Here is a 22,206-nt window from a genome sequence, read left to right as displayed (position 1 = left end):
GCTGGTCGTTCCTTACTTGGCGGCCGACGTGGCCGCCGATGCGGCGGCGGCCGGGGCTGCGGCCGAAGCTGGCGCCGCAGCAGCCGTGCCCGCCGGCTGCCATGGCACCGGCTTCACCGGGGCGTCGCCGCGCAGCTTCTGGAAGCCGTCGACCATCACCTGCTCACCGGCCTTCAGGCCGTCGAGCACGACCCAGCTCGTGCCCTTGGACGAGCCGATCTTGACCTTGCGCGGGCTGACCTTGCCGTCCGGACCGACCACCATCACGGTGTCGCCCTGGTTGTTGCGCGTCACGGCCTGCTGGGGCAGCGTGATGGCGTTGGCCGCCTGCGATTGCTCCAGGCGCACGCGCACGTACAGGCCCGGCAGCAGCTGGCCGTCAGGGTTCGGCACCTCGGCGCGCAGTGTGATCTGTCCGGTGGTGGCGTCCACCGTCAGGTCGGAAAACAGCAGCTTGCCGGCCTGCGCATATTCACCCAGGCCGTCGAGCACCACGCGTACGCTGGCCGCTTCGGAGCCCGGCGCGCGCTTGAGCTTGCCACTGGCCAGGCCCTGGCGCAGCGCCAGCACTTCGGCCGCCGACTGCGTGAAGTTGATGTACATCGGGTTGATCTGCTGGATCACGGCCAGCGGCGTGGGCGTGCCCTGGCCCACGAGGGCGCCTTCGGTGACCAGCGCGCGACCGATGCGGCCCGAGATGGGGGCCGTCACGGTGCTGTAGTCGAGGCTGATTTTCGCGGTCTGCACGGCTGCCTTGCCCACGGCCACGTCGGCCTGGGCCTGGGCCGCGGCCGCCACGGCGTTGGCATAGTCCTGCTTGCTCACGGCATTGGCTTCGACCAAGGGTTTGTAGCGGTCGGCCAGCGCCTGGGCCTGCTGCAGGTTGGCCTGTGCGCGGGCCAGCGAGGCCTGCGAGCTCTGGTAGGCAGCGGCATAGGGCGCGGGGTCGATGGTGAAGAGCAACTGGCCGGCCTTGACGTCGCTGCCTTCCTTGAACACCCGTTTTTGCAGGATGCCCGCGGCCCGCGCCTGCACCTCGGCGACGCGCGAGGCCTCGAGCCGGCCCGGCAGTTCGGTGACCAGGCCCACATCGCCCAGTGTCACCGTGACGACGCCCACCTCGGCCGGCGGCGGCGCGGCGGGCGCGGCACCTGCAGCCTTGCCGTCGCTCTTCCCGCAGCCGGCGAGCAGGCCGGCGACTACCAGGGCCATCGCGGTGGGAATGAAAAACTGGCGCGTGCGCACCAGGAGTGGATCACGTTGTTTGGGGCGCAAAGCGGACATGCGATTCCTTCCGGGAAATGGAAATGCGGGGATCTTGGGGAGAAAGAGATCGGGACGGTCGAGTGTAAGGACAGCCGACGGCAGCAGGGTTAATCCGCTTGCAGCCTAGTTTACATACACCGCTGCATGTATATTACACCTTTTCGCACCCACGCTACAGGAGAACACTTGGTCCGTCGCACGAAAGAAGAGGCCCTGGCGACGCGCCATCGGCTGCTCGATGCCGCCGAGCTGCTGTTTCACGCGCAGGGCGTCTCGCGCACTTCGCTCAATGAAATCGCCATCAAGGCGGGTGCGACGCGGGGCGCCATCTATTGGCACTTCAAGGACAAGGCCGACCTGTTCAACGCCATGATGGAGCGCGTCACTTTGCCGCTGGAGCAGGCGCTGCGGATCGGCTTGAACGAACAGGTTGGTGATGCGCTGGGCGGCCTGCGCGGCGCGATCGTGCATTCGTTGCGAATGATGACCACCGATGCGCAGCTGCGCCGTGTCTTCGAGGTTGCCATGCACCAGGTCGAGTACGTGAACGAACTGCAGGCGGTACGGGAGCGCCACCTGGCGACGCGCAAGCAGTGCGTGGCCGACATCGCGCTCGGCCTGCGCAGGGCCGCGCGCGACGAATCCGTGAAGCTGGCTGTTCCCGCGATGGGGGCGGCCTGGGGTCTGCATGGGTTGATCTGCGGCCTGATGCAGGACTGGCTGCTCGATCCCTCCGTGTTCGACCTGGTGGCGACAGGCGAGGCCGCACTCGATGCCTACCTGCGCGGCCTGGGTCTGCAGCCCGCGCCGTTGCCACAGGCGTCGATCCCGAACGCCTGCGGCTAGGGCCTTTGCTGTTTCTGCTGGCTGTGCGCTATTTCAAAAAGTTGCATTTCGGGGCCGGTCCATCCGAAGGCGCCGACTCCGGCTAGATCGGCAGTGCCGTCGTGGTCTTCACGCGGTCGAGCACGAAGCTGGTCTTGCAGTCCTGCACGCTGGGATGCTTGAGCAGGGTCTCCATGACGAAACGCGAGTAGTGCGCCATGTCGGCCACCACCACGCGCAGGAGGTAGTCCATGTCGCCGGTCAGTGAGGCGCATTCCACCACTTCGGGCCAGCCTTGGACCGAAGCGCGAAACAGGTCCATCGGGTTGCGCTTGTGGCTTTCCGTGTGTTTTTCGAGCCGCACATTGATGTACGCCGTGAGGGGCAGGCCCACGCTGTCGGCCCGCAGCAGGGCCACGTAGCCGACGATCACGCCTGCGTCCTCGAGCCGCTTGACGCGGCGCAAGGTCGCCGAAGGCGAAAGACTCACCTGTGCCGCGAGTTCGTCGTAGGTTGCGCGGGCGTTGGCCTGGAGTGCGCGAAGCACCCGCAGATCGATGGCATCAAGTTCGGGTGGTGCGCTCATCTGGCCAATTTTGCAGGAATTCAGCGTGATGAGGTCGGGAATTGCATCAAGTTGCAGGAATTCTGTGTGCCGCCTGCCTACCATGGCGACATCAACACTGCTTTTTGGAGACGACACGATGGCCGACCTGTTCGAGAACCCCATGGGCCTGATGGGCTTCGAGTTCGTGGAATTCGCTTCGCCCAGCCCGGGCGTGCTGGAGCCGATCTTCGAGAAGATGGGCTTCACGCTGGTGGCCAAGCACCGCTCCAAGAACGTGTTGCTGTACCGGCAGAACGACATCAACTTCATCGTCAACAACGAGCCCAAGAGCGAGGCCGGCTATTTCGCGGCCGAGCACGGCCCGTCGGCCTGCGGCTTGGCTTTCCGCGTGCGCGACTCGCACAAGGCCTACAACCGCGCCCTGGAGCTCGGCGCCCAGCCCATCGAGATCGGCACCGGCCCCATGGAGCTGCGCCTGCCGGCGATCAAGGGCATCGGCGGCGCGCCGCTGTACCTGATCGACCGTTTCGAGGACGGCAAGAGCATCTACGACATCGACTTCGAATTCCTGCCGGGCGTGGACCGCCGCCCCAAGGGGCACGGCTTCCAGGTGGTGGACCACCTCACGCACAACGTGTACCGCGGCCGCATGACGCACTGGGCCGACTTCTACGCGCGGCTGTTCAATTTCCGCGAGATCCGCTACTTCGACATCAAGGGCGAGTACACCGGCCTGACTTCCAAGGCCATGACGGCGCCGGACGGTCTGATCCGTATCCCGCTCAACGAGGAAGCCAAGAAGGGCGGTGGCCAGATCGAGGAGTTCCTGATGCAGTTCAACGGCGAAGGCATCCAGCACATCGCCCTGCTGACCGACAACCTGCTCGAATCCATCGACAGGCTGCAAATGGCCGGCATCCCCGTGCTGACCGCGCCCAACGACGTCTACTACCAGAACCTGGAAAAGCGCCTGCCCGGCCACGGCGAGTCGGTGGGCGAACTGCAGGCGCGCGGCATCCTGCTGGACGGCACGACGGAAGGAGGCCAGAAACGCCTGCTGCTGCAGATATTTTCCGAGCCGTTGCTGGGTCCGGTGTTCTTCGAGTTCATCCAGCGCAAGGGCGACTACCGCGAAGGCTTCGGTGAGGGCAACTTCAAGGCCCTGTTCGAGTCGCTGGAGCGCGACCAGATCAACCGCGGCGTGCTGGAAGTCGAAGCCTGAGGGATGCCCATGACCGAACTCGCTTACCAATCCGGCTTCGGCAACAGCTTCGCCACCGAGTCGCTGCCCGGTGCCTTGCCGGTCGGGCGCAACTCGCCGCAGCGGTGTCCCTACGGCCTCTATGCGGAGCAGTTGTCGGGCACGGCCTTCACGGCGCCGCGCGCCGACAACCGCCGTTCCTGGCTCTACCGCATCCGCCCTTCGGCGATGCACGCGCCTTTCCAGCGCATCGACGCCGGGCGCATCGTGAGCCGCTTCGGCAGCACGGAGGCCATGCCCACGACGCCGAACCAGTTGCGCTGGAGCCCGCTGCCGTTGCCCACCGAGCCGACCGACCTCCTGCAGGGCATGGTGACCATGGCCGGCAACGGCGACGTGCATGCGCAGACCGGTGCGGCCGCGCACCTCTACGCGGCCAACCGCTCGATGGCGCGCCGGGTGTTCTACAACGCCGACGGCGAGATGCTGTTCGTGCCGCAGCACGGGGCGCACCGCTTCGTCACCGAACTCGGCATCATCGAGGCCGGCCCGCAGGAGATCGTGGTGATCCCGCGGGGTGTGCGCTTCCGGCTGGAGCTGCCGGAGGGGCAGGTCCGGGGTTACATCTGCGAAAACTTCGGTGCCAGCTTCCGCCTGCCCGACCTGGGGCCGATCGGCTCGAACGGCCTGGCCAACCCGCGCGACTTCCTCACGCCCGTGGCGGCATATGAAGACATCGACGCGCCGCACGAGCTCGTCGCCAAGTTCCAGGGCCACCTGTGGTCGGCGGAAATGACGCATTCGCCGATCGACGTGGTCGCCTGGCACGGCAACCATGCGCCCTACAAGTACGATCTGCGCCGCTTCAACACCATCGGCTCGATCAGCTTCGACCATCCCGACCCGTCGATCTTCCTGGTGCTGCACAGCGCCTCCGACACGCCTGGCGTGAGCGGCATCGACTTCGTCATCTTCCCACCGCGCATCCTGGCCGCGCAGGACACGTTCCGTCCGCCATGGTTCCACCGCAACGTGGCCAGCGAATTCATGGGCCTGGTGCACGGGGCCTATGACGCCAAGGCCGAAGGCTTCTCGCCCGGCGGCGCCAGCCTGCACAACAGCATGTCCGGCCACGGCCCCGATGCTGGCACTTTCGAGAAGGCCAGCCATGCCGACACGACCAAGGTCGACGTGATCAAGGACACCATGGCCTTCATGTTCGAGACGCGTCTGGTCTGGCATCCGACCGCGTACGCGCTGGGCAGCGCCGAACTGCAGGACGATTACTACCGCTGCTGGCAAGGCCTGCAGAAACATTTCGACCCGGGCAAACCATGAGCACCATGATGGATTCGACGAATGACGCCGGCTTGCAAAGCTGGGTGAAATCGGCCAACGAGGCCGGCTGCGACTTTCCGATCCAGAACCTGCCCTATGGTCGATTCCAAAAAGGCGGCAGCGACGAATGGCGCATCGGCGTGGCCATCGGCGACCGGGTGCTCGACCTGCGCGCCGCCGGCCTGATCGACCATGCCGACATGCACCGGCTGATGGCCCAGCCGCGCGAGGCTCTGCGGGCTTTGCGGGGGGGCCTCTCGGAAGGCCTGCGCGAAGGCAGTCCCCATCAGATGCGCTGGCAGGCAGCCCTGTTGCCTCAGGCCGAAGTGAACCTGGGCCTGCCCTGCGAGGTCGGCGACTACACGGACTTCTATACCAGCATCCACCACGCCACCACCGTCGGCAAGCAGTTCAGGCCCGACAACCCGCTCCTGCCCAACTACAAATGGGTGCCCATCGGTTACCACGGCCGCGCCTCGTCGATCAGCGCGAGCGGCCAGGCCTTTCCGCGCCCACTGGGGCAGACCAAGGCCGCCGACGCGGAGGTGCCGACCTTCGGTCCGTGCCGCCGGCTCGACTACGAACTCGAGCTCGGCATCTTCATCGGCCGCCCGAACGCCGCGGGCAGCGGCATCGCCATCACCGAAGCCGAGGACCATGTGTTCGGCTTGGCGCTGTTCAACGACTGGAGTGCACGCGACATCCAGGCGTGGGAGTACCAGCCGCTCGGCCCCTTCCTGTCCAAGAATTTCGCCAGCACTGTGTCGCCCTGGGTGGTCACGCTGGAGGCGCTGGCGCCGTTTCGCCAGGCCTGGCAGCGCCCGGCGGGTGACCCGGCACCGCTGGCCTACCTGGATTCGCCGGCCAACCGGGCTGCGGGGGGCTTCGACATCACGCTCGAAGTCTGGCTGCAGACATCGGCCATGGCCGAGGCCGGCGCGAGCGGCGTCCGCCTGATGCGCGCCAACTACGGCGATGCCTATTGGACGGCCGCGCAACTCGTGGCGCACCACACCGTGAACGGCTGCAACCTGCGCGCGGGCGACCTGCTGGGCACCGGCACCCTGTCGGGCCCGGCGCCGGAGCAGGGCGGTTCGCTGCTGGAATTGAGCCAGGGGGGGAAACGGCCGATCGAGCTGCCCAACGGCGAGACCCGCACTTGGCTCGAGGACGGCGACACCGTGATCCTCAAGGGCTACTGCGAACGCGAGGGTTTTCGCCGCATCGGCTTCGGCGAATGCCGCGGCACGGTGTTGCCGGCGCTGGCGTAGAAGAAATCAACAGCAGGAGACAAACATGCTGACCGTCGAGAAACCCGCACCACAGAAACACGGCCTGGCGGCCGGCTCGGCTCCGCCTGCCGGCGCTGACTGGACGATCGACCAGGGTTGGAAGAACTACACGCCGCAGGAGCATGCCGTGTGGAAGACGCTGTTCGAGCGGCAATCCAGGCTGCTGCCGGGCCGCGCGTGCGACGCGTTCATCGAAGGCATGGGCAAGCTGCCCATCGGTGCCGAGCAGATTCCCGATTTCCGGGCGTTGAGCGAGGTGCTCATGCAGCGCACCGGCTGGAGCGTGGTGGCCGTGCCGGGGCTGGTGCCCGACGAGGTGTTCTTCGAGCACCTCGCGCACCGGCGCTTTCCCGCAGGGCACTTCATCCGCAAACCGCACGAGCTCGACTATCTGGAGGAGCCCGATGTGTTCCACGATGTCTTCGGCCATGTGCCGATGTTGATGAACCCGGCGATCGCCGACTACATCCAGGCCTATGGTGAAGGTGGCTTGCGCGCACAGAAGCTGGGCGTTCTGGAGCACCTGGCGCGCGTCTATTGGTACACGGTGGAGTTCGGCCTGGTGCAGCAGCCTGACGGTTTGCGCATCTATGGCGCGGGCATTGCCTCGTCCTACACGGAAACGGTTTTTGCGCTCGACGATCCGTCGCCCAATCGCATCGCGTTCGATCTCGCGCGCGTGATGCGCACCAACTACCGCATCGACGATTTCCAGGAAACCTATTTCGTGATCGATGGTCTGTCTGAGTTGCTCGAACTCGCGCGCATCGACTTCGCGCCGTTGTATGCGCAGGTGGCTGGCCAGCCGGCCCACGAACCCGGCACGGTGTTGCCTGGCGATCGGTTGCTCGCGCGCGGCAGCGGGGCTTACGCCGCGAAAAAACGCGGCCTACATCGTCCGTAGCAGCCGGCGCTGGCGCCTGCGTTGCCAGCGCAGCAGCGCCTGGCTGGCGAGGGCGGCGGCGCCGACGATTGCGATCTGTTTCACGAAAGTGGTCTTGTCGGTGCGCCGGGGTGGCACCACCGCTGGGGCGTCAACGTCGTCCGCCTTGGCATAGACCAGGGTCGGACGAGGTGCAATTTCGCCACCGTCGACAACTTCCGTGCCGGCCTTGTGCATGTCCGCAACGGCTTTCGTCGCCTCGACGGCCTTGTTGCCTTCGACCGAGCCACTCTCGCAGGCATAGACCTTGGTGAATTCCGCGCCCAGAAGGAAAATCTGCGCGGCGTAGTACACCCAGGCCAGCACCACCACCAGCGAGCCGGCGGCCGCGAAAGAGTCGCTCACGCCGCTCTTGCCCAGGTACAGCCCGATGCCGGCCTTGCCGACCTCGAACAGCACCGCAGTCACCGCCGCGCCGATCCACACGTCGTGCCAGCGGATCGCCACCGTGGGCATGAACTTGAAGATCATCGCGAACAGCAGCGTGCTGATGCCCAGCGAAATCGCGATGTTGATGATGAAAAGCAGCACCTCCCAGCCGGGCAACAAGCCTCCGGCCCAGCTGCCGAGTGCCGACACCACGGTGCTCACCATCAGCGACACCATCAGCAGGAAAGCCAGGCCCATGATCAGCCCGAAGGACAGCACACGTGCGCGCAGGATGGCCCAGACGCCAGTGGGCTTGGCCTTTTCCGGCACATGCCAGATCCGGTCCAGCGCGCTCTGCAGTTCCGCAAACACCGTGGTGGCACCGATGACCAGCAAGGCGATGCTGATGCTGCCGGCCACGATGCCCTTGGAGGGCTCGCGGGCGCTGGCGATCAGGCTTTGCACGGCCATCGCGCCCTCGCGGCCGATCAGGCCCTGCAACTGGCTGGTGAGTGCGCCGCGCACCGCCTCTTCGCCGAACAATGCGCCCGCCACGGCGATCACGATCACCAGCAGTGGCGCGAGTGAAAACATCGTGTAGTAGCTGATGGCCGCACCCATGCTGGGCGCGTAGTCGTCGATCCAGGCGATGACGGCCTTGCGCGACATGTCGAAGAGTTGGCGGAGGTTCATGGCGGCGGTTCGTGGGGCAGAACGCCATTGCAACCCTGCGGCCGGCACTTTCTCGCGGGAAAGCGCCGACCGCCGGTGTAGGCCGAAGCCGGTGTTGAGCTGCGCGTATTGCCGGGGCGGATCAGGTTTTCATACCGCCGCCTCGAGCACCGCGCGGCTCACGTCCAGCGTCACCTCGTCGCGCTCGCCCAGCGCGGTCATGCCATGCGCCTCGAGTTTGCCCAGGATCGCTTCCAGCCGCGGTTCCCGGATACCGTGGCCACTCAGGCGGGTCGGCACGCCCATGCGCTCGAAGAAGGCACGCGTCGCGTCGATGGCCGCGTCGATCCGGGCATCCTCGCTGCCCTCGCGCAGCCCCCAGACTCGCTCGGCATACTGGAGCAGCTTGGCCCGCTTGGGCGCGCGCCGCGCCGCCAGCATCGCGGGCAGCACGATGGCCAGCGTCTGGGCATGGTCGAGCCCGTGCACCGCCGTGATTTCGTGGCCCAGCATGTGGGTACTCCAGTCCTGCGGCACGCCGGCGCCGAGGTAGCCGTTCAAGGCCATCGTCGCCGCCCACATCACGTTGGCGCGGGCTTCGTAGTCCTCGGGGGCGGCCAGCAACCTGGGGCCTTCCTCGACCAGGGTCAGCAGCAGGCCCTCGGCCATGCGGTCCTGCACCTTGGCGTTGGCCGGGTAGGTGAGGTACTGCTCGATGGTGTGGACGAAGGCGTCCACCACGCCGTTGGCGGTCTGGCGTTGGGGCAGGCTGAACATCGTGCTCGGGTCCAGCACGGCGAAGCGCGGCAGCACGGCTTCCGACGAGAAGAACAGCTTGTCGCCGGTCTCGCGGCGGCTGATGACCGCGCCCGCGTTCATTTCCGAGCCGGTCGCCGCCAGCGTCAGCACCACGCCCAGCGGCACCGCCGATTCAACCTTGCCACCTGCGCTCAGGATGTCCCAGGGCTCGCCGCGGTAGTGCAGCGCCGCGGCGATGAACTTGCTGCCGTCGGCTACCGAGCCGCCGCCGACTGCGAGCAGGAAGTCGACGTGCTGCGCGCGGCCGGTCTCGACCGCCCGCATCAGCGTGGCGTAGTCGGGGTTGGGTTCGATGCCGCCGAATTCGGCGACCAGGCGCTCGCCCAGGGCCTGGCGGACCTGGTCCAGCACGCCGTTGCGCAGGATGCTGCCGCCGCCGTAGGTCACCATGACCCGGGCGCCCGCCGGCACGTGCTGGGAGATGGCGGCGATCTGCCCCTTGCCGAAAAGGATGCGGGTGGGGGCGTAGAGATTGAAGTTGTTCACGTTTTCAGTCCTTTGTCGAAGAAGTTGGTCGAGATGTCCGTAGGTCTCCAGCAGAAATCGGAAGTGGGGTCGACATGCTCAGGCCGCCTTCTGCAGCGAGAACTCGGTGTAGCCCTCGGCGCCGCCGCCGAAATAGGCCGAGGCCGGTGCGTCGAACAGCGGGCGGTTCTGGCGCAGGCGGGCCACCAGGTCCGGGTTGCCGATGAAGGCTTTGCCGAAAGCAACCATGTCGGCCCGGCCCGAGGCGGTCGCTTCGAGTGCCGTCGGGCGGTCGTAGCCGTTGTTGGCGATGTAGGCGCCGCCGAAGGCCGTGCGCAGCGCCTGGAAGTCGAAGTCGCCGGCGTCCTTGTCGCCATGCAGCTGGCCCTCGACGACGTGCAGATAGGCGATGCCGAGTTCGCCGAGGCGGCGCGCCAGGTAGATATGGGTCTGCATGGGGCTGCTGTCCAGCGGCGTATCGCCGATCGCCGTGGACAGCGGAGAAAGCCGCAGGCCGACGCGGTCCGCGCCCCAGACGCCAGCGACGGCCTCCACGACTTCGAGGATCAGGCGGGCGCGGTTTTCGATGGGGCCGCCGTAGCGGTCGTCCCGGTGGTTGGTGCTGTCGCGCAGGAACTGCTCCAGCAGGTAGCCGTTGGCGGCATGCACCTCGATGCCGTCGAAGCCCGCATCCTTGGCGCGCTGCGCGGCGTGGCGATAGTCCTCGATGAGGCCGGGAATCTCGTCGGTGGCGAGGGCGCGCGGCGTCGAGGGCGGCAGGAAGCCTTGTTCCGTGAACACGTTGCCGCCGGCCTGGATGGCGGAAGGTGCCACCGGTGCGGCGCCGTTCGCCTGCAGGCTGGCATGGGACATCCGGCCCACGTGCCAGAGCTGCAGCACGATCTTGCCACCGGCCTCGTGCACCGCATCGGTGACCGGCTTCCAGGCGGCGACGTGTGCGTCGGTGTAGATGCCGGGGGTGTAGGCATAACCGCGGCCCTGGCGCGAGATGTTGGTGGCCTCCGCGATGATCAGGCCCGCCGAGGCGCGTTGGCCGTAATACGTCACCGCCAGCGGCGTCTGCACGCCGTCGGTGTCGGCCCGCGAACGGGTCAGCGGCGCCATGGCGACGCGGTTGGCAACTTCGATGGCGCCCAGGCGGGCGGGGGAGAAAAGGGTTTCGTGGTTCATGGTGGCTCCGAGGTGCAACGTGGACGGTTGAGGGTTGAGGTTTCTTACCGGGCTGGCCGGGGCATTCGCCTCGCGCTTCGGTGTGAGGGGAATGATGGGTGCGGCTGTTAAATTCAACAAATTTATATGTTGAATTTAAGAAATTCACGGAGCAACATAACTGGATGCGCTACGACCTCAACCTGCTGCCAGTCTTCCTCGCGCTGATGGAGGAGCGCAGCGTGACCCGCGCCGCGGCGCGCCTTGGCATCACCCAGCCGGCGCTGTCCAATGCCTTGACCCGCCTACGCACCATGCTGATGGACCCGCTTTTCATCCGCGAGCGCTACGGCATGCATCCCACGCCGAAGGCGCAAGAACTCGCGCCGGTCATTGCCGCGGCACTGGCGGCACTGGACGGGGTCATCCTGGGCCAACAGGCCTTCGACCCGGCCAAGGCGGATCTGCTGCTCACCATCGCGCCCAACAGCTATGTCGAGTTCGTGCTGGTGCCGGCCATCGTGGCCCGCCTGCGCGAGCGCGCGCCCGGCATCCGCCTGCGGCTCACGCCCTATGGCAGCGACCTGGCCGAGACGGGCGTGATCTCCGGCTCAACTGCCATGGCGCTGGGCCGCTTCGTGGATCCGCCGGACAACCTGGTCGTGCAGCATCTGATGGACGACGGCCTGGCTTGCATCGTGCGCGCCGGCCATCCGCAGGTGGGTGAGGTGCTGTCCAAGGCGCAATACGAGCAGCTCAGGCATGTCAACATGCTGCCGCCGGGGCGCTTGCGCGTCGGCCTGTTCCAGGCGCTGGAGCGGCAGGGGCTGAAGCGCGAGGTGGCCGTGTCGGTCACGCATTTTCTCGCCATCCCCGAGATGGTCGCCGTGACGGACTATTGCGCGACGCTGCCGCGGCTGATCTGTCGCCACCTGGCCCACGATGCCCGGTTGAAGGTGCTGCCGCCGCCGGTCGACCTCGGCACCTTCCCGGTGCAGATGGCCTGGCATGTGCGCTACCGCGACGACCCCGCCCACCGGTGGCTGCGGTCGCTGTTCGACGAGGTGGCGAAAGAGGTGTCGGCGGGGGCCTGAGCGCAGATCGCTGCAAGGCCGTGCCTGGATGTGAAGTGGTGCGGCTGGCGGGGATCGAACCCACGACCCTTGGCTTCGGAGGCCAATACTCTATCCACTGAGCTACAGCCGCAACAGCGCGGATTGTAGCCGCTCGACCCGTGCGTTTCGGCCGGCCTCAGGCGAGTTTGTAGTGCCCCCTGTCGCCTTCGCTGAGCAGGCCCTTGTCGGTGAGCTGCTTCAGGGCCGCGCCGATCGAGCCGTTCGGAATGCCCGCGCCGCTGGCGATGTCGCTCTGCGTCACACGGGTAAAGCTTTTCGTGTCGAGCAAGCCACGCAAATGTTCGAGCACGAGGGCGGCGTTGCCCTTGAGCGGGCGCGGCGTGCGTGTTTTCGCTTTACCGACCTTGTTACCGACCTTGTTACCGGCTTTGTTTCCGGCCTTTGCCACGGCGGTCTTCCTGGATGCCTTTTTCGCTGCGCGCTGCGGCTTGGCCACCACGTCGCTCGGTGCGAGGTCGATGGTGCTCTGGCCGATCAGCGAAGGTTTGCCCTTGCGCATCGGCGCCGGATTGTCGCCTTCCGATGCCGTGTGCATGGCCAGTTCGGCCGCAGCGTGGAACACGACCTTGCACTGGGCTTCCATGTCCTGCACCGATTGCGAGATGCGGGCGATGGCTTTCCAGCGGTTGAACAGATGGTCGTTTTCGGCGCCGAAAGGGTTGGTCGCGACGGCCTGCATCACCAGGTCCGCATGGTCCTGCGTGGCGGCGGCGAGTTCGGCGCGGGCGGTATCGATGGCCTGGCCGGCGGCCTGGATGGCGGAAAGTGTCTTGGCGGAAATCGTCATGGGGGTCTTTCAGGGAAGTCGGCGGGCACGGTCATGACGAAGTGTATTCGGCACGCAGCCAGGGATCTCGCGGGGTTTTATCATCGCAGTTTGGCCCGGGCGGGGCGCGGAAGCCAGTTTTCCGTCAGGCCCGGGTTTACTTCTAGGAAAAACATGAGCCGGATCGTGATTGTGGGAGGCGGGCATGCGGCCGCCCAGTTGTGCGCGTCGCTGGTCGACGGGCAGTTCAGCGGGCAGATGACCTTGGTGAGCAGCGAGGCGCACGTGCCCTACCACCGGCCGCCGCTGTCGAAGGCCCTGGTGAAGGACGAGGTGGCCGTGTTGCCGGCCCTGCGTGCGGCCGCGTTCTACGAAGAGGCCGGCATCACGCTGCGGCTGTCCACCACGGTGACGGCCATCGACCGCGCCGCGAAGACCCTGGCGCTGCAGGACGCCAATGGCAAGCCCCTGGAAGACCTGGCCTACGATCACCTGGTGCTGGCCACCGGCGCGGGCCCGCGGTTGCTGCCGGGTGTGCCGCTGGGCGCGCCGGGGGTGTTCTACCTGCGCACCTTCGACGACGCGCTGGCTTTGCGCGCGGCTTTGCCCGCGGTGCAGCGCGCGCTGGTGCTGGGTGGCGGCTTCATCGGGCTGGAACTGGCCGCCACGCTGCACGGCCTGGGCAAACAGGTGACGGTGCTCGAGGCCGCGCCGAGGCTGCTGGCGCGGACCCTGTCGCCCGAAATGGCCACCCATCTGCTGCAGGCGCACCGCGACAACGGTCTGGACCTGCGGCTGAGCCAGTCGGTGCAGGAAGTGCTGTGGGACGCGCGCGAGAACGGCCGTTTCATCGGCGTGCAACTGCCCGGCGAGACCCTGCTGGCCGACGTGTTGCTGGTCGGCATCGGCGCCGAGCCCTCGACGGCGCTGGCGGTGGCGGCGGGCCTGACCTGCGACGACGGCGTGGTGGTCGACACGGCGCTCGTGACTTCGGATCCCGCCATCAGCGCCATCGGTGACTGCGCTTCGTTCCACTATGCGCTGTGGCAGCAGCCGGTACGGCTGGAGTCGGTGCAGAACGCCAACGAACAGGCGCGCGCCGTGGCGGCGCGGCTGTGCGGCCAGCCGGCCAGGGCCTATGCGTCCATGCCCTGGTTCTGGTCTGATCAAGGCGATCTGCGGCTGCAGGTCACCGGCCTGTGGCGGCCCGAGTACCAGAGTTCGCGCCAGCCCGGCACCAAGCCGGGCAGCCTGTCGGTGCTGCATTCCGAAAACGGCGAACTGCGTGCGATCGAATCGCTGAACTCGCCGGTGGACCACATGGCCGCGCGCAAGGTGCTGCAGAAGACGATCGCCTGAACTCCAGGCTCGCTCAGTCTTCCTCGCCGTCCTCGCTTGGCGGCCTGAGCGCAAGGGCTGCCGGGTACAGCACATTGCGGGGCTGGCCGGTGATCTCGGCCGCAAGCTTGACGGCGGTCTTCAGCGGTAGCTCTGCCAACAGCAACTGCAACACGCGCAGATCGGCGGGTGCGGCTTCCGAGGGTGCCGCCGGATGCACCACCACCACGAATTCCCCGCGTGTGCGCGAGGCCTGTGCACCCAGCCAGTCGGCCAGGCCGCTGGCGGCCACGGTGGCGACTTCCTCGAACTGCTTCGTCAGCTCGCGGCACAGCGTCACCGGGCGCTCGCCCAGGCCGGCCAGCGCGCGCGCCAGGGCCTCGATGCGGTGAGGGGCTTCCAGCAGCACCACAGCCCGTGCTTCGGCCAGCAAGGCCAGCACGGCCGTCTGGCGCTCGGCCGCCTTGCTCGGCAGGAAGCCGGCGAAGACGAAACCCGTGTCCTCCACGATGCCGGCCACGCTCAATGCGGCGGTGACGCTGCTCGCACCCGGCAGCGGCACCACGCTGCAGCCCGCGGCGCGCGCGGCGGCCACCAGGCGCGCACCGGGGTCGCTGATGGCCGGCGTGCCGGCATCGCTCGCATAGGCCACGCGCTGGCCCTGGCGCAGCCGCGCGATCACGGCTTCGGCGGCCTGGCTTTCGTTGTGCTGGTGCACGGCCAGCAGTTGCGCCGGCGCCTTGTCGATGCCGTAGGCGCGCAGCAGCGCCTGGGTGTGGCGCGTGTCCTCGCAGGCCACCGCATCGGCCAGGCCGAGCACATGCAGCGCGCGCAATGTGGTGTCGGCCAGGTTGCCGATCGGCGTGGCTACCACGTACAGGGTGCCAGGCGGATAATGCTGCGCGGAGGCGACGTCGGCGGCGGCCCGCAGGGCGGATGTGAAAGAAGCGCTCAACTGAACTCCGTCAACGGTGGATGAAAAAGGCAGGACGATCAACGAAGATCAACGAAGATCAACGAAGGATGAGCCGAGGCCGCGGATGCAGCTGTTCAAACCCAAGGGCGCCGCTGCCGCGTCGCCGACCACCAAGCAGGCTGGCGACGCCGCCGAAGACCTGGCCCTGCGGCACCTCGTCGCCAACGGCCTGCGGCTGCTGGAGCGCAATTATCGGACGCCCGGGCGCGGCGGCGGCGAAATCGACCTGGTGATGCGCGATGCCGACGGGACGCTGGTGTTCGTCGAGGTGCGCCGGCGCGCATCGGCCAGCCACGGTGGCGCGGCCGCCAGCATCGGCGCCACCAAGCGCCGACGCATCGTGTTCGCCGCAAACCTCTACCTGCTGCGCCTGCGCACGCCGCCGCCCTGCCGCTTCGACGTGGTGTTGCTCGAAGCCGGCCGCATCGAGTGGCTGAAGGCGGCTTTCGAAGCATTTTGATAGCGCCGGCGTGTGGGCGAGGGCCTTTACTTTTGGTTTCCCGCCCCCAGATGGGGTCGATATCCACACGGTTATCATCGGCGACCATGATCGAGCAACGCATTCAACAACACTTCATCGACAGCGCCGACCTGAAATACCAGGCCGCGCAGCCCCTGAGCAAGCCGATTGCGGCGGGCGTGCAGGCGATGCTGGCGTGCGTCACCAGTGGCGGCAAGGTGCTGGCCTGCGGCAATGGCGGCTCGGCGGCCGATGCGCAGCATTTCGCGGCCGAGTTCGTCGGCCGCTTCGAGCGCGAACGGCCCGAGCTCGGCGCCATCGCGCTGACCACCGACAGCTCGATCATCACCGCCATCGGCAACGACTACGATTTCAACGTCATCTTTTCCAAGCAGGTGCGCGCGCTGGGCCTGCCCGGCGACGTGCTGCTGGCCATTTCCACCAGCGGCAACTCGGCCAATGTGCTGGCCGCGGTCGAAGCCGCGCACCAGCGCGAGATGACCGTGGTGGCACTCACCGGCAAGGGCGGCGGCAAGATGGGCGCGGCCCTGCGCGAGACCGACGTGCACATCTGTGTGCCCCACGACCGCACCGCCCGCATCCAGGAAGTGCACCTGTTGGTGCTGCATTGCCTGTGTGACGGCGTCGATTCGCAATTGCTCGGAGAGCAGGAGGTACCTACATGAAGAAAACCACGATCCGTCTGACCTTGACTGTGCTCGCTGCTGCGGCTTTGGCCGGCGGGCTGTCCGGCTGTTTTCCGGTCGTTGTCGGCGGCGCGGCCGTCGGCGGCGCGATGGTGGCCACGGACCGCCGCACCTCTGGCACCCAGCTGGAAGACGAAGGCATCGAACTGCGCGCCAACAACCGCATCAGCGAGAACTTCGGGGACCGTGCGCATGTCAACGTGACCAGCTACAACCGCCAGGTGCTGTTGACCGGCGAGGTGCCCACGGCGGAGCAGCAGCAGCGCATTGCCGAACTCGTTTCCAAGGTCGAAAACGTGCGCTCGGTGGTCAATGAACTGGCCGTGCTCGGCACCTCGACGCTGGTGCAGCGCTCGAACGACAGCTACATCACCGGCAAGGTCAAGGCCACGCTGGTCGATGCGAAGGATGTGCAGGCCAACACCGTGAAGGTGGTGACCGAACGCGGCACGGTCTACCTGATGGGCCGCGTGACCCAGCGCGAAGCCACGCGTATTTCCGACCTGGCGCGCAGCGTCAGCGGTGTGCAGAAGGTGGTGCGGGTTTTCGAAATCCTGAGCGACCAGGAAGTGCAGAGCATCTCGACCAAGCCGCCAGCGCCCTGAGCGCACGGCGGCGAAATAGCCAACGGGCCCAAGGGCCTGTTTTTCATTTGAGCCGCGTGATGAGGCTGGAGGTGTCCCAGCGTCGGCCGCCGGCTTGCTGCACGTCGGCGTAGAACTGGTCGACCAGGGCCGTCACCGGCAGGCGCGCGCCGTTGCGCTTGGCCTCGTCGAGCACGAGCCCCAGGTCTTTGCGCATCCAGTCCACGGCAAAGCCGAAGTCGAACTTGCCCGCGACCATGGTCTTGCCGCGGTTGTCCATCTGCCAGCTTTGCGCCGCGCCCTTGCCGATCACGTCGAGCACCTGCGGCATGTCCAGGCCGGCCTTCATGCCGAAGGCCACGGCTTCGCTGAGGCCCTGGACCAGGCCGGCGATGCAGATCTGGTTGACCATCTTGGCCAACTGGCCCGCACCGCTGTCACCCATGCGCGCGAAGGCGCGCGAGAAGGCGCTGGCGGTGGGCGCCACCGCGTCGAAAGCCGCCTGTTCGCCGCCGCACATCACCGTGAGCACGCCGTTCTGGGCGCCGGCCTGGCCGCCGGAGACCGGCGCATCGACGAATTGCAGGCCGAGCGTCTTGGCGGCGGCGGCGAGTTCACGCGCCACGTCGGCCGAAGCCGTGGTGTGGTCCACGAAGATCGCCCCGGGTTGCATGCCGGCGAAGGCGCCATCCGCGCCCAGCGTGACCGAACGCAGGTCGTCGTCGTTGCCGACACAGCAGAACACGATGTCGGCGCCGGTCGCGGCCAGGCGCGGCGTTTCAGCATGTTTTGGGTCGCTCGTGCCCGCGTATTCGGCGCACCATGCTATTGATTTCGCAGCAGTTCGGTTGTAGACCGTGACCTCGTGCCCCGCCAGCGCCAGGTGTCCGGCCATGGGATAACCCATCACGCCCAGGCCCAGGAAGGCGACTTTGCGCGAGGGAACGGATTCGTAGGTTTTTGGGTTGGTGCTGGACATGGGTGTGTGAGATGAACGATTGAAAAGAGCCATCAGCTCGAACGGGTACGCCGGTATTCTTCCAGAAAACCCACGGAACCGGCTCCGCCGGGCCGTTGGGTTTGCCCCCTGCAAGCCTGTCCTGAGCTTGTCGAAGGAGGGGTGGGCGCGCGACACGAAGTGCGCGCAACCTGGGGGTGAGTCAAACTATAGCGAAATGCTCCGTCCCCGAGGCCAGGTCCTGCGTCTTGGCGCGCTGGCTGTTGAGCTTGATCTGCAGCCGCAGGTCGTTGAGCGAATCCGCGTTGCGCAGGGCGTCTTCGTAGGTGATGACGTTGTTCTCGAACGCGTCGAACAGCGCCTGGTCGAAAGTCTGCATGCCCAGGTTGCGGCTCTTCTTCATGATGTCCCTGATTTCGGCGACTTCGCCCTTGAAGATCAGGTCGGAGATCAGCGGCGTGTTGAGCAGGATCTCCACCGCCGCGGCGCGGCCCTTGCCGTCCTGCTTGGGCACCAGGCGTTGCGAGACGATGGACTTGAGGTTCAGCGACAGGTCCATCAGCAGCTGCGCGCGGCGTTCCTCGGGGAAGAAATTGATGATGCGGTCCAGCGCCTGGTTGGCGTTGTTGGCGTGCAGTGTCGCCAGACACAGGTGGCCGGTTTCGGCGAACTGCACCGCGTGTTCCATGGTTTCACGGTCGCGGATCTCGCCCATCAGGATCACGTCGGGCGCCTGGCGCAGGGTGTTCTTCAGCGCGTTCTCCCAGCTGTCGGTGTCCAGGCCGACCTCGCGCTGCGTCACCACGCAGTTCTTGTGCGGATGCACGAACTCGATAGGGTCTTCGATGGTGATGATGTGGCCGTAGGAGTTGTCGTTGCGCCAGTCGACCATGGCCGCCAGCGTGGTCGACTTGCCCGAGCCGGTGGCGCCCACCAGGATGCACAGGCCGCGTTTGGTCATCACCACGTCCTTCAGGATCTGCGGAACGCCGAGGCCGTCAATGGTGGGCAGCGTGAGCGGGATGACGCGCAGCACCATGCCGACCTTGCCCTGCTGCACGAAGGCATTGACCCGGAAGCGGCCGATACCGGCGGGGGAAATCGCGAAGTTGCACTCCTTGGTGCGTTCGAACTCGGCCGCCTGCTTGTCGCTCATGATGGCCCGCGCCAGTGCCAGCGTGTGGGCCGCGTTCAGCGGCTGCGGCGAGACCTTGGTGACCTTGCCATCGACCTTGATGCCGGGCGGAAACTCGGAGGTGATGAACAGGTCGCTGCCACCACGGCTCACCATCAGCTTGAGCAGGTCGTTGATGAATTTGCTGGCCTGGTCTCGTTCCATGATGCGGTCCTAGAAGGTCAATTGGGCCGGTCGCTGAAGCGCGCACTGACGGCGCGCAGGCGCAGCGACAGTTTGCGCGCCAGCAGGGCGATCAGCGCAGCGGCGAGCCGTGGGTCGGCATTCATCATGTCGTCCATCGATTCGGCGCTGAGCGCGGCGATTTCGCAGTCGTCCAGTGTGGTGCAGGCGGAGAAACGGATGCCGCTGTCGAGCAGCGACATCTCGCCGAGGATGTCGCCCGGCTTGGTCTCGGCCAGACGCAGATGCTCGCCCCAGGGCTGCAGCCGGTCCACCGCGATCGTGCCCTTGAGCAGCACGATCATGAAGTTGCCGTATTCACCCTGGCGGATCAGGTCGCGCCCGCCGGGCACGGTGGCGAAATAGAAGAAGCGTTCCATGCGCTCGATCGACCCCGCGTCGAGCAGTTCCATGTTCTTGTCCTTGGCCCACAGGGTCTGCAGCAGCTTCACCCCGGCGCTGGAGGACATGCGCCGCGCGCCCACTTCCACGGCACGCGCCTCCCATGGCACCATCATCGACGGGTCGATGCCCTGGCCATTGAAGGCGGTGGTGAACAGCACGGAGTCGGTCGGTGCGTCCCCGCCACGGTGCGCCGGCTTGGGGCGGAGGAAGTCCAGCAATCCCTTCATGCGGCACTCCAGAGCAGTGTCTTCATCGATGGCATCGGGTTCAGCCCGGGAAGTTTTCGGGGATCTTGGCCTTGCCGCGGGCTTCCGCGGGGCTGATGATGTTGCGCCGCACCAGGTCCGTCAGGTTCTGGTCCAGCGTCTGCATGCCCACGCTGTTGCCGGTCTGGATCGACGAATACATCTGCGCCACCTTGGCTTCGCGGATCAAATTGCGGATAGCGCTGGTGCCGAGCATGATCTCGTGCGCGGCCACGCGGCCCTGGCCGTCCTTGGTCTTGCACAGCGTCTGCGAAATCACCGCCTGCAGCGATTCGGACAGCATCGCACGGATCATTTCTTTTTCTTCGGCCGGGAACACGTCGATGATCCGGTCGATGGTCTTGGCCGCGCTGGAGGTGTGCAGCGTGCCAAACACGAGGTGGCCGGTTTCTGCGGCGGTCATCGCCAGGCGGATCGTCTCCAGGTCGCGCATTTCGCCGACCAGGATCGCGTCCGGATCCTCGCGCAGCGCCGATTTCAGCGCGGCGGCGAAGCTCAGCGTGTGCGGGCCGACCTCGCGCTGGTTGATCAGGCATTTCTTCGATTCGTGCACGAACTCGATCGGGTCTTCCACCGTGAGGATGTGGCCGTATTCGGTTTCGTTGAGGTAGTTGACCATGGCGGCCAGCGTGGTCGACTTGCCCGAACCGGTCGGGCCGGTCACCAGCACCATGCCGCGTGGCTTGAGCGCCAGGTCGCCGAAGATCTTCGGCGCGTTGAGCTGTTCCAGCGTGAGGATCTTGGAAGGAATCGTCCGCAGCACGGCACCCGCGCCGCGGTTGTGGTTGAACGCGTTCACCCGGAAGCGCGCCAGACCTTCGATCTCGAACGAGAAATCGACCTCGAGGAATTCCTCGTAGCTCTTGCGCTGGCTGTCGCTCATGATGTCGTAGACCATGGCATGCACCGTCTTGTGATCGAGCGGCTCCACATTGATGCGGCGCACGTCGCCGTGCACGCGGATCATCGGCGGCAGGCCAGCGGAAAGGTGGAGGTCGGAGGCCTTATTCTTGACGCTGAAAGCGAGCAGTTGGGTGATATCCACGGATCCCTCGGTGATTTGGTAGGCTTGGGCTGATTATGACTACCATTGGTAACGATCTCCAAGGCGTCCGTGAAAGGATCGCCACAGCCTGCGCCCAGGCCGGCCGCGATATCGGCAGCGTTTCCCTGCTGGCCGTGTCCAAAACCTTCGATGCCGGGGCCGTGCGCGAGGCCTATGCCGCCGGACAGACCGCGTTCGGCGAGAACTACCTGCAGGAAGCCGTGGAAAAGATCGCCGCGCTGCGGGATTTGCCGCTGACCTGGCACTGCATCGGCCCGATCCAGAGCAACAAGAGCCGGCTCGTCGCCGAACATTTCGACTGGGCCCACACCGTGGCCAGCCTTCGCCTGGCACAGCGCCTGAGCGACCAGCGGTCGCCGGCGTTGCCGCCGCTGCAGATCTGCCTGCAGGTGAACATCGACGGCGGGCCCAACAAGTCGGGGCTGGCGCCGGAAGAGGTGCAGGCCCTGGCGCTGCAGGTGGCGCGCCTGCCGCGGCTGCAACTGCGTGGCCTGATGACGATTCCCGAGCCGCAACCTGACTTTGCCAGCGCGTTGGCCGTGCACCAGCGCAGCCGGGCCCTGTTCGATACGGTGGCCGCTGCGGGGGGAGGGGACCCGGGGATGGCCCGGTTCGACACCTTGTCGATGGGCATGACGGGCGACCTGGAGGCGGCGATCCTGGCGGGCAGTACGATGGTGCGGGTCGGCTCGGCGATCTTCGGCGGGCGTCCGCCCGCGCGCCGGCCCGGGTGAATCACTGGTTCGGCACGATCACCGCCACGCGGCGGTTCTGCAGGCGGTTTTCGGGGGTGTTGTTGTCGACGATGGGCTTGTCCTTGCCCAGTCCACGCACTTCCATGAGGTTGAGCGGCAAGCCCTTGGCGGCGAGGGCCCTGGCCACGGCCTCGGCGCGTCGCAGCGACAAGGTCTGATTGAAGGCCGCGGAGCCGACATTGTCGGTATGGCCTTCGACGCGTAGATGGTCCACGCCGAGCTTCAGCAGCGCCTCGCCGATGCGGTCGGCTGCGGTCTGGCTGGCCGGATCGAGCGCATCGGATGCGGTGTCGAAAAGGATCTTGCCGGGAAACGAATATTCCCAGCCGTCGTCGGACTGCACGAAGCCGAGCCGCTTCAATTCGGCGACGCGGTGGGCTTTGGCATCGATGGGCACGGGCGCTGCAGCAGGGGGCGGTGTCTGACAGCCGGCCAGGCCCAGGACGGCAAGGCCCGCCAGCAAAGCGAACTGGCGTCGAGGAGCGGACATGGGTGAGTGGAGGG

The 22,206-nt window shown here is 66.6% G+C and carries 23 protein-coding genes and 1 tRNA gene; 11 read left to right on the top strand and 13 right to left on the bottom strand.

Annotated elements, in window-relative coordinates:
- Positions 1-12 precede the first annotated feature (12 nt).
- Positions 13-1,284, bottom strand: coding sequence for an efflux RND transporter periplasmic adaptor subunit (locus RD110_RS24960; protein WP_076203230.1), 1,272 nt, complete (start codon positions 1,282-1,284; stop codon positions 13-15).
- Positions 1,285-1,452: 168 nt separating this feature from the next.
- On the opposite strand from RD110_RS24960, the gene RD110_RS24955 reads away from it, so the two are divergent.
- On the top strand, positions 1,453-2,112 hold the full coding sequence (locus tag RD110_RS24955; RefSeq protein ID WP_076203227.1) for a TetR family transcriptional regulator: 660 nt from the start codon (positions 1,453-1,455) through the stop codon (positions 2,110-2,112).
- An 82-nt stretch (positions 2,113-2,194) separates the two neighbouring features.
- Here the strand turns inward: RD110_RS24955 and RD110_RS24950 are convergent, their stop codons facing one another.
- Positions 2,195-2,677 carry an Lrp/AsnC family transcriptional regulator gene (locus RD110_RS24950; protein ID WP_076203225.1) on the bottom strand — a complete coding sequence of 161 codons (483 nt, stop codon included), beginning with the start codon at positions 2,675-2,677 and terminating at the stop codon, positions 2,195-2,197.
- A gap of 118 nt (positions 2,678-2,795) precedes the next feature.
- Between RD110_RS24950 and hppD the strand changes: the two genes are divergently transcribed.
- The 4 genes from hppD to phhA are packed head-to-tail and all read left to right on the top strand — an operon-like array spanning position 2,796 to position 7,394.
- Positions 2,796-3,881 carry a 4-hydroxyphenylpyruvate dioxygenase gene (hppD, locus tag RD110_RS24945; RefSeq protein ID WP_076203222.1) on the top strand — a complete coding sequence of 362 codons (1,086 nt, stop codon included), beginning with the start codon at positions 2,796-2,798 and terminating at the stop codon, positions 3,879-3,881.
- Positions 3,882-3,890: 9 nt separating this feature from the next.
- Positions 3,891-5,198, top strand: a complete 1,308-nt coding sequence (gene hmgA / locus RD110_RS24940; RefSeq protein ID WP_394329426.1) for a homogentisate 1,2-dioxygenase — start codon at positions 3,891-3,893, stop codon at positions 5,196-5,198.
- On the top strand, positions 5,195-6,469 hold the full coding sequence (gene fahA, locus RD110_RS24935) for a fumarylacetoacetase (protein ID WP_076203217.1): 1,275 nt from the start codon (positions 5,195-5,197) through the stop codon (positions 6,467-6,469). The genes hmgA and fahA overlap by 4 nt, the downstream gene beginning before the upstream one ends.
- Positions 6,470-6,494: 25 nt before the next feature.
- Positions 6,495-7,394: a phenylalanine 4-monooxygenase gene (phhA, locus tag RD110_RS24930; RefSeq protein WP_076203214.1), complete on the top strand. Its 900-nt coding sequence runs from the start codon at positions 6,495-6,497 to the stop codon at positions 7,392-7,394.
- Here phhA and RD110_RS24925 read toward each other — a convergent pair.
- The 3 genes from RD110_RS24925 to RD110_RS24915 form a co-directional block, all read right to left on the bottom strand.
- Positions 7,380-8,495 carry a YihY/virulence factor BrkB family protein gene (locus RD110_RS24925; protein ID WP_083686567.1) on the bottom strand — a complete coding sequence of 372 codons (1,116 nt, stop codon included), beginning with the start codon at positions 8,493-8,495 and terminating at the stop codon, positions 7,380-7,382. The genes phhA and RD110_RS24925 overlap by 15 nt on opposite strands.
- Positions 8,496-8,624: 129 nt before the next feature.
- Positions 8,625-9,779, bottom strand: a complete 1,155-nt coding sequence (locus RD110_RS24920) for an iron-containing alcohol dehydrogenase (protein WP_076203211.1) — start codon at positions 9,777-9,779, stop codon at positions 8,625-8,627.
- 78 nt (positions 9,780-9,857) lie between these two features.
- Complete coding sequence (locus RD110_RS24915; RefSeq protein WP_076203209.1) at positions 9,858-10,949, bottom strand: alkene reductase; 1,092 nt, start codon at positions 10,947-10,949, stop codon at positions 9,858-9,860.
- Positions 10,950-11,113: 164 nt separating this feature from the next.
- Here RD110_RS24915 and RD110_RS24910 point away from each other — a divergent pair, with 164 nt between their 5' ends.
- Positions 11,114-12,022 carry a LysR family transcriptional regulator gene (locus RD110_RS24910; protein ID WP_076203206.1) on the top strand — a complete coding sequence of 303 codons (909 nt, stop codon included), beginning with the start codon at positions 11,114-11,116 and terminating at the stop codon, positions 12,020-12,022.
- 36 nt (positions 12,023-12,058) lie between these two features.
- Here RD110_RS24910 and RD110_RS24905 read toward each other — a convergent pair.
- Together RD110_RS24905 and RD110_RS28195 are read right to left on the bottom strand one after the other, a co-directional pair.
- Positions 12,059-12,134: transfer RNA gene (locus tag RD110_RS24905), tRNA-Arg, on the bottom strand.
- A 45-nt stretch (positions 12,135-12,179) separates the two neighbouring features.
- Positions 12,180-12,851, bottom strand: a complete 672-nt coding sequence (locus RD110_RS28195) for a helix-turn-helix domain-containing protein (protein WP_076203204.1) — start codon at positions 12,849-12,851, stop codon at positions 12,180-12,182.
- 153 nt (positions 12,852-13,004) lie between these two features.
- On the opposite strand from RD110_RS28195, the gene RD110_RS27635 reads away from it, so the two are divergent.
- The gene (locus RD110_RS27635; RefSeq protein ID WP_076203201.1) at positions 13,005-14,189 is read left to right on the top strand and encodes an NAD(P)/FAD-dependent oxidoreductase; all 1,185 of its coding nucleotides are present in this window, start codon (positions 13,005-13,007) and stop codon (positions 14,187-14,189) included.
- A gap of 13 nt (positions 14,190-14,202) precedes the next feature.
- Here RD110_RS27635 and rsmI read toward each other — a convergent pair whose 3' ends face one another.
- Complete coding sequence (rsmI, locus tag RD110_RS24890; protein WP_076203198.1) at positions 14,203-15,123, bottom strand: 16S rRNA (cytidine(1402)-2'-O)-methyltransferase; 921 nt, start codon at positions 15,121-15,123, stop codon at positions 14,203-14,205.
- An 85-nt stretch (positions 15,124-15,208) separates the two neighbouring features.
- On the opposite strand from rsmI, the gene RD110_RS24885 reads away from it, so the two are divergent.
- The 3 genes from RD110_RS24885 to RD110_RS24875 all read left to right on the top strand — a co-directional run bounded on the left by RD110_RS24885 (position 15,209) and on the right by RD110_RS24875 (position 16,916).
- On the top strand, positions 15,209-15,604 hold the full coding sequence (locus RD110_RS24885) for a YraN family protein (protein ID WP_076203196.1): 396 nt from the start codon (positions 15,209-15,211) through the stop codon (positions 15,602-15,604).
- A gap of 86 nt (positions 15,605-15,690) precedes the next feature.
- The gene (locus RD110_RS24880) at positions 15,691-16,290 is read left to right on the top strand and encodes a phosphoheptose isomerase (protein WP_076203193.1); all 600 of its coding nucleotides are present in this window, start codon (positions 15,691-15,693) and stop codon (positions 16,288-16,290) included.
- Positions 16,287-16,916 (top strand): BON domain-containing protein, encoded by a 630-nt coding sequence (locus tag RD110_RS24875; protein WP_076203191.1) that lies wholly within the window; start codon positions 16,287-16,289, stop codon positions 16,914-16,916. The genes RD110_RS24880 and RD110_RS24875 overlap by 4 nt, the downstream gene beginning before the upstream one ends.
- 43 nt (positions 16,917-16,959) lie before the next feature.
- Here RD110_RS24875 and RD110_RS24870 read toward each other — a convergent pair whose 3' ends face one another.
- The 4 genes from RD110_RS24870 to RD110_RS24855 all read right to left on the bottom strand — a co-directional run bounded on the left by RD110_RS24870 (position 16,960) and on the right by RD110_RS24855 (position 20,926).
- Positions 16,960-17,874, bottom strand: a complete 915-nt coding sequence (locus RD110_RS24870) for an NAD(P)-dependent oxidoreductase (protein WP_076203188.1) — start codon at positions 17,872-17,874, stop codon at positions 16,960-16,962.
- Between the two features lie 181 nt (positions 17,875-18,055).
- A complete protein-coding gene (locus tag RD110_RS24865; protein WP_076203185.1) occupies positions 18,056-19,192 on the bottom strand; it encodes a PilT/PilU family type 4a pilus ATPase in 1,137 nt (378 codons plus the stop codon).
- Between the two features lie 17 nt (positions 19,193-19,209).
- A complete protein-coding gene (locus RD110_RS24860; protein WP_076203182.1) occupies positions 19,210-19,842 on the bottom strand; it encodes a cyclic nucleotide-binding domain-containing protein in 633 nt (210 codons plus the stop codon).
- A 40-nt stretch (positions 19,843-19,882) separates the two neighbouring features.
- Entirely contained in the window at positions 19,883-20,926 is a 1,044-nt protein-coding gene (locus RD110_RS24855; RefSeq protein ID WP_076203180.1) for a type IV pilus twitching motility protein PilT, read from the bottom strand.
- Positions 20,927-20,961: 35 nt separating this feature from the next.
- Here RD110_RS24855 and RD110_RS24850 point away from each other — a divergent pair, with 35 nt between their 5' ends.
- Positions 20,962-21,681, top strand: a complete 720-nt coding sequence (locus tag RD110_RS24850; protein WP_076203178.1) for a YggS family pyridoxal phosphate-dependent enzyme — start codon at positions 20,962-20,964, stop codon at positions 21,679-21,681.
- A gap of 1 nt (position 21,682) precedes the next feature.
- Here the strand turns inward: RD110_RS24850 and yfiB are convergent, their stop codons facing one another.
- Entirely contained in the window at positions 21,683-22,192 is a 510-nt protein-coding gene (gene yfiB / locus RD110_RS24845; RefSeq protein WP_076203177.1) for an outer membrane lipoprotein YfiB, read from the bottom strand.
- Positions 22,193-22,206: the final 14 nt, after the last annotated feature.

Origin of the sequence: Rhodoferax koreense (assembly GCF_001955695.1) — a bacterium.
Classification (GTDB): domain Bacteria; phylum Pseudomonadota; class Gammaproteobacteria; order Burkholderiales; family Burkholderiaceae_C; genus Rhodoferax_B; species Rhodoferax_B koreensis.
Note: the sequence above shows the minus strand (reverse complement) of the source record. Positions and strands in the feature narration are given on the sequence as shown.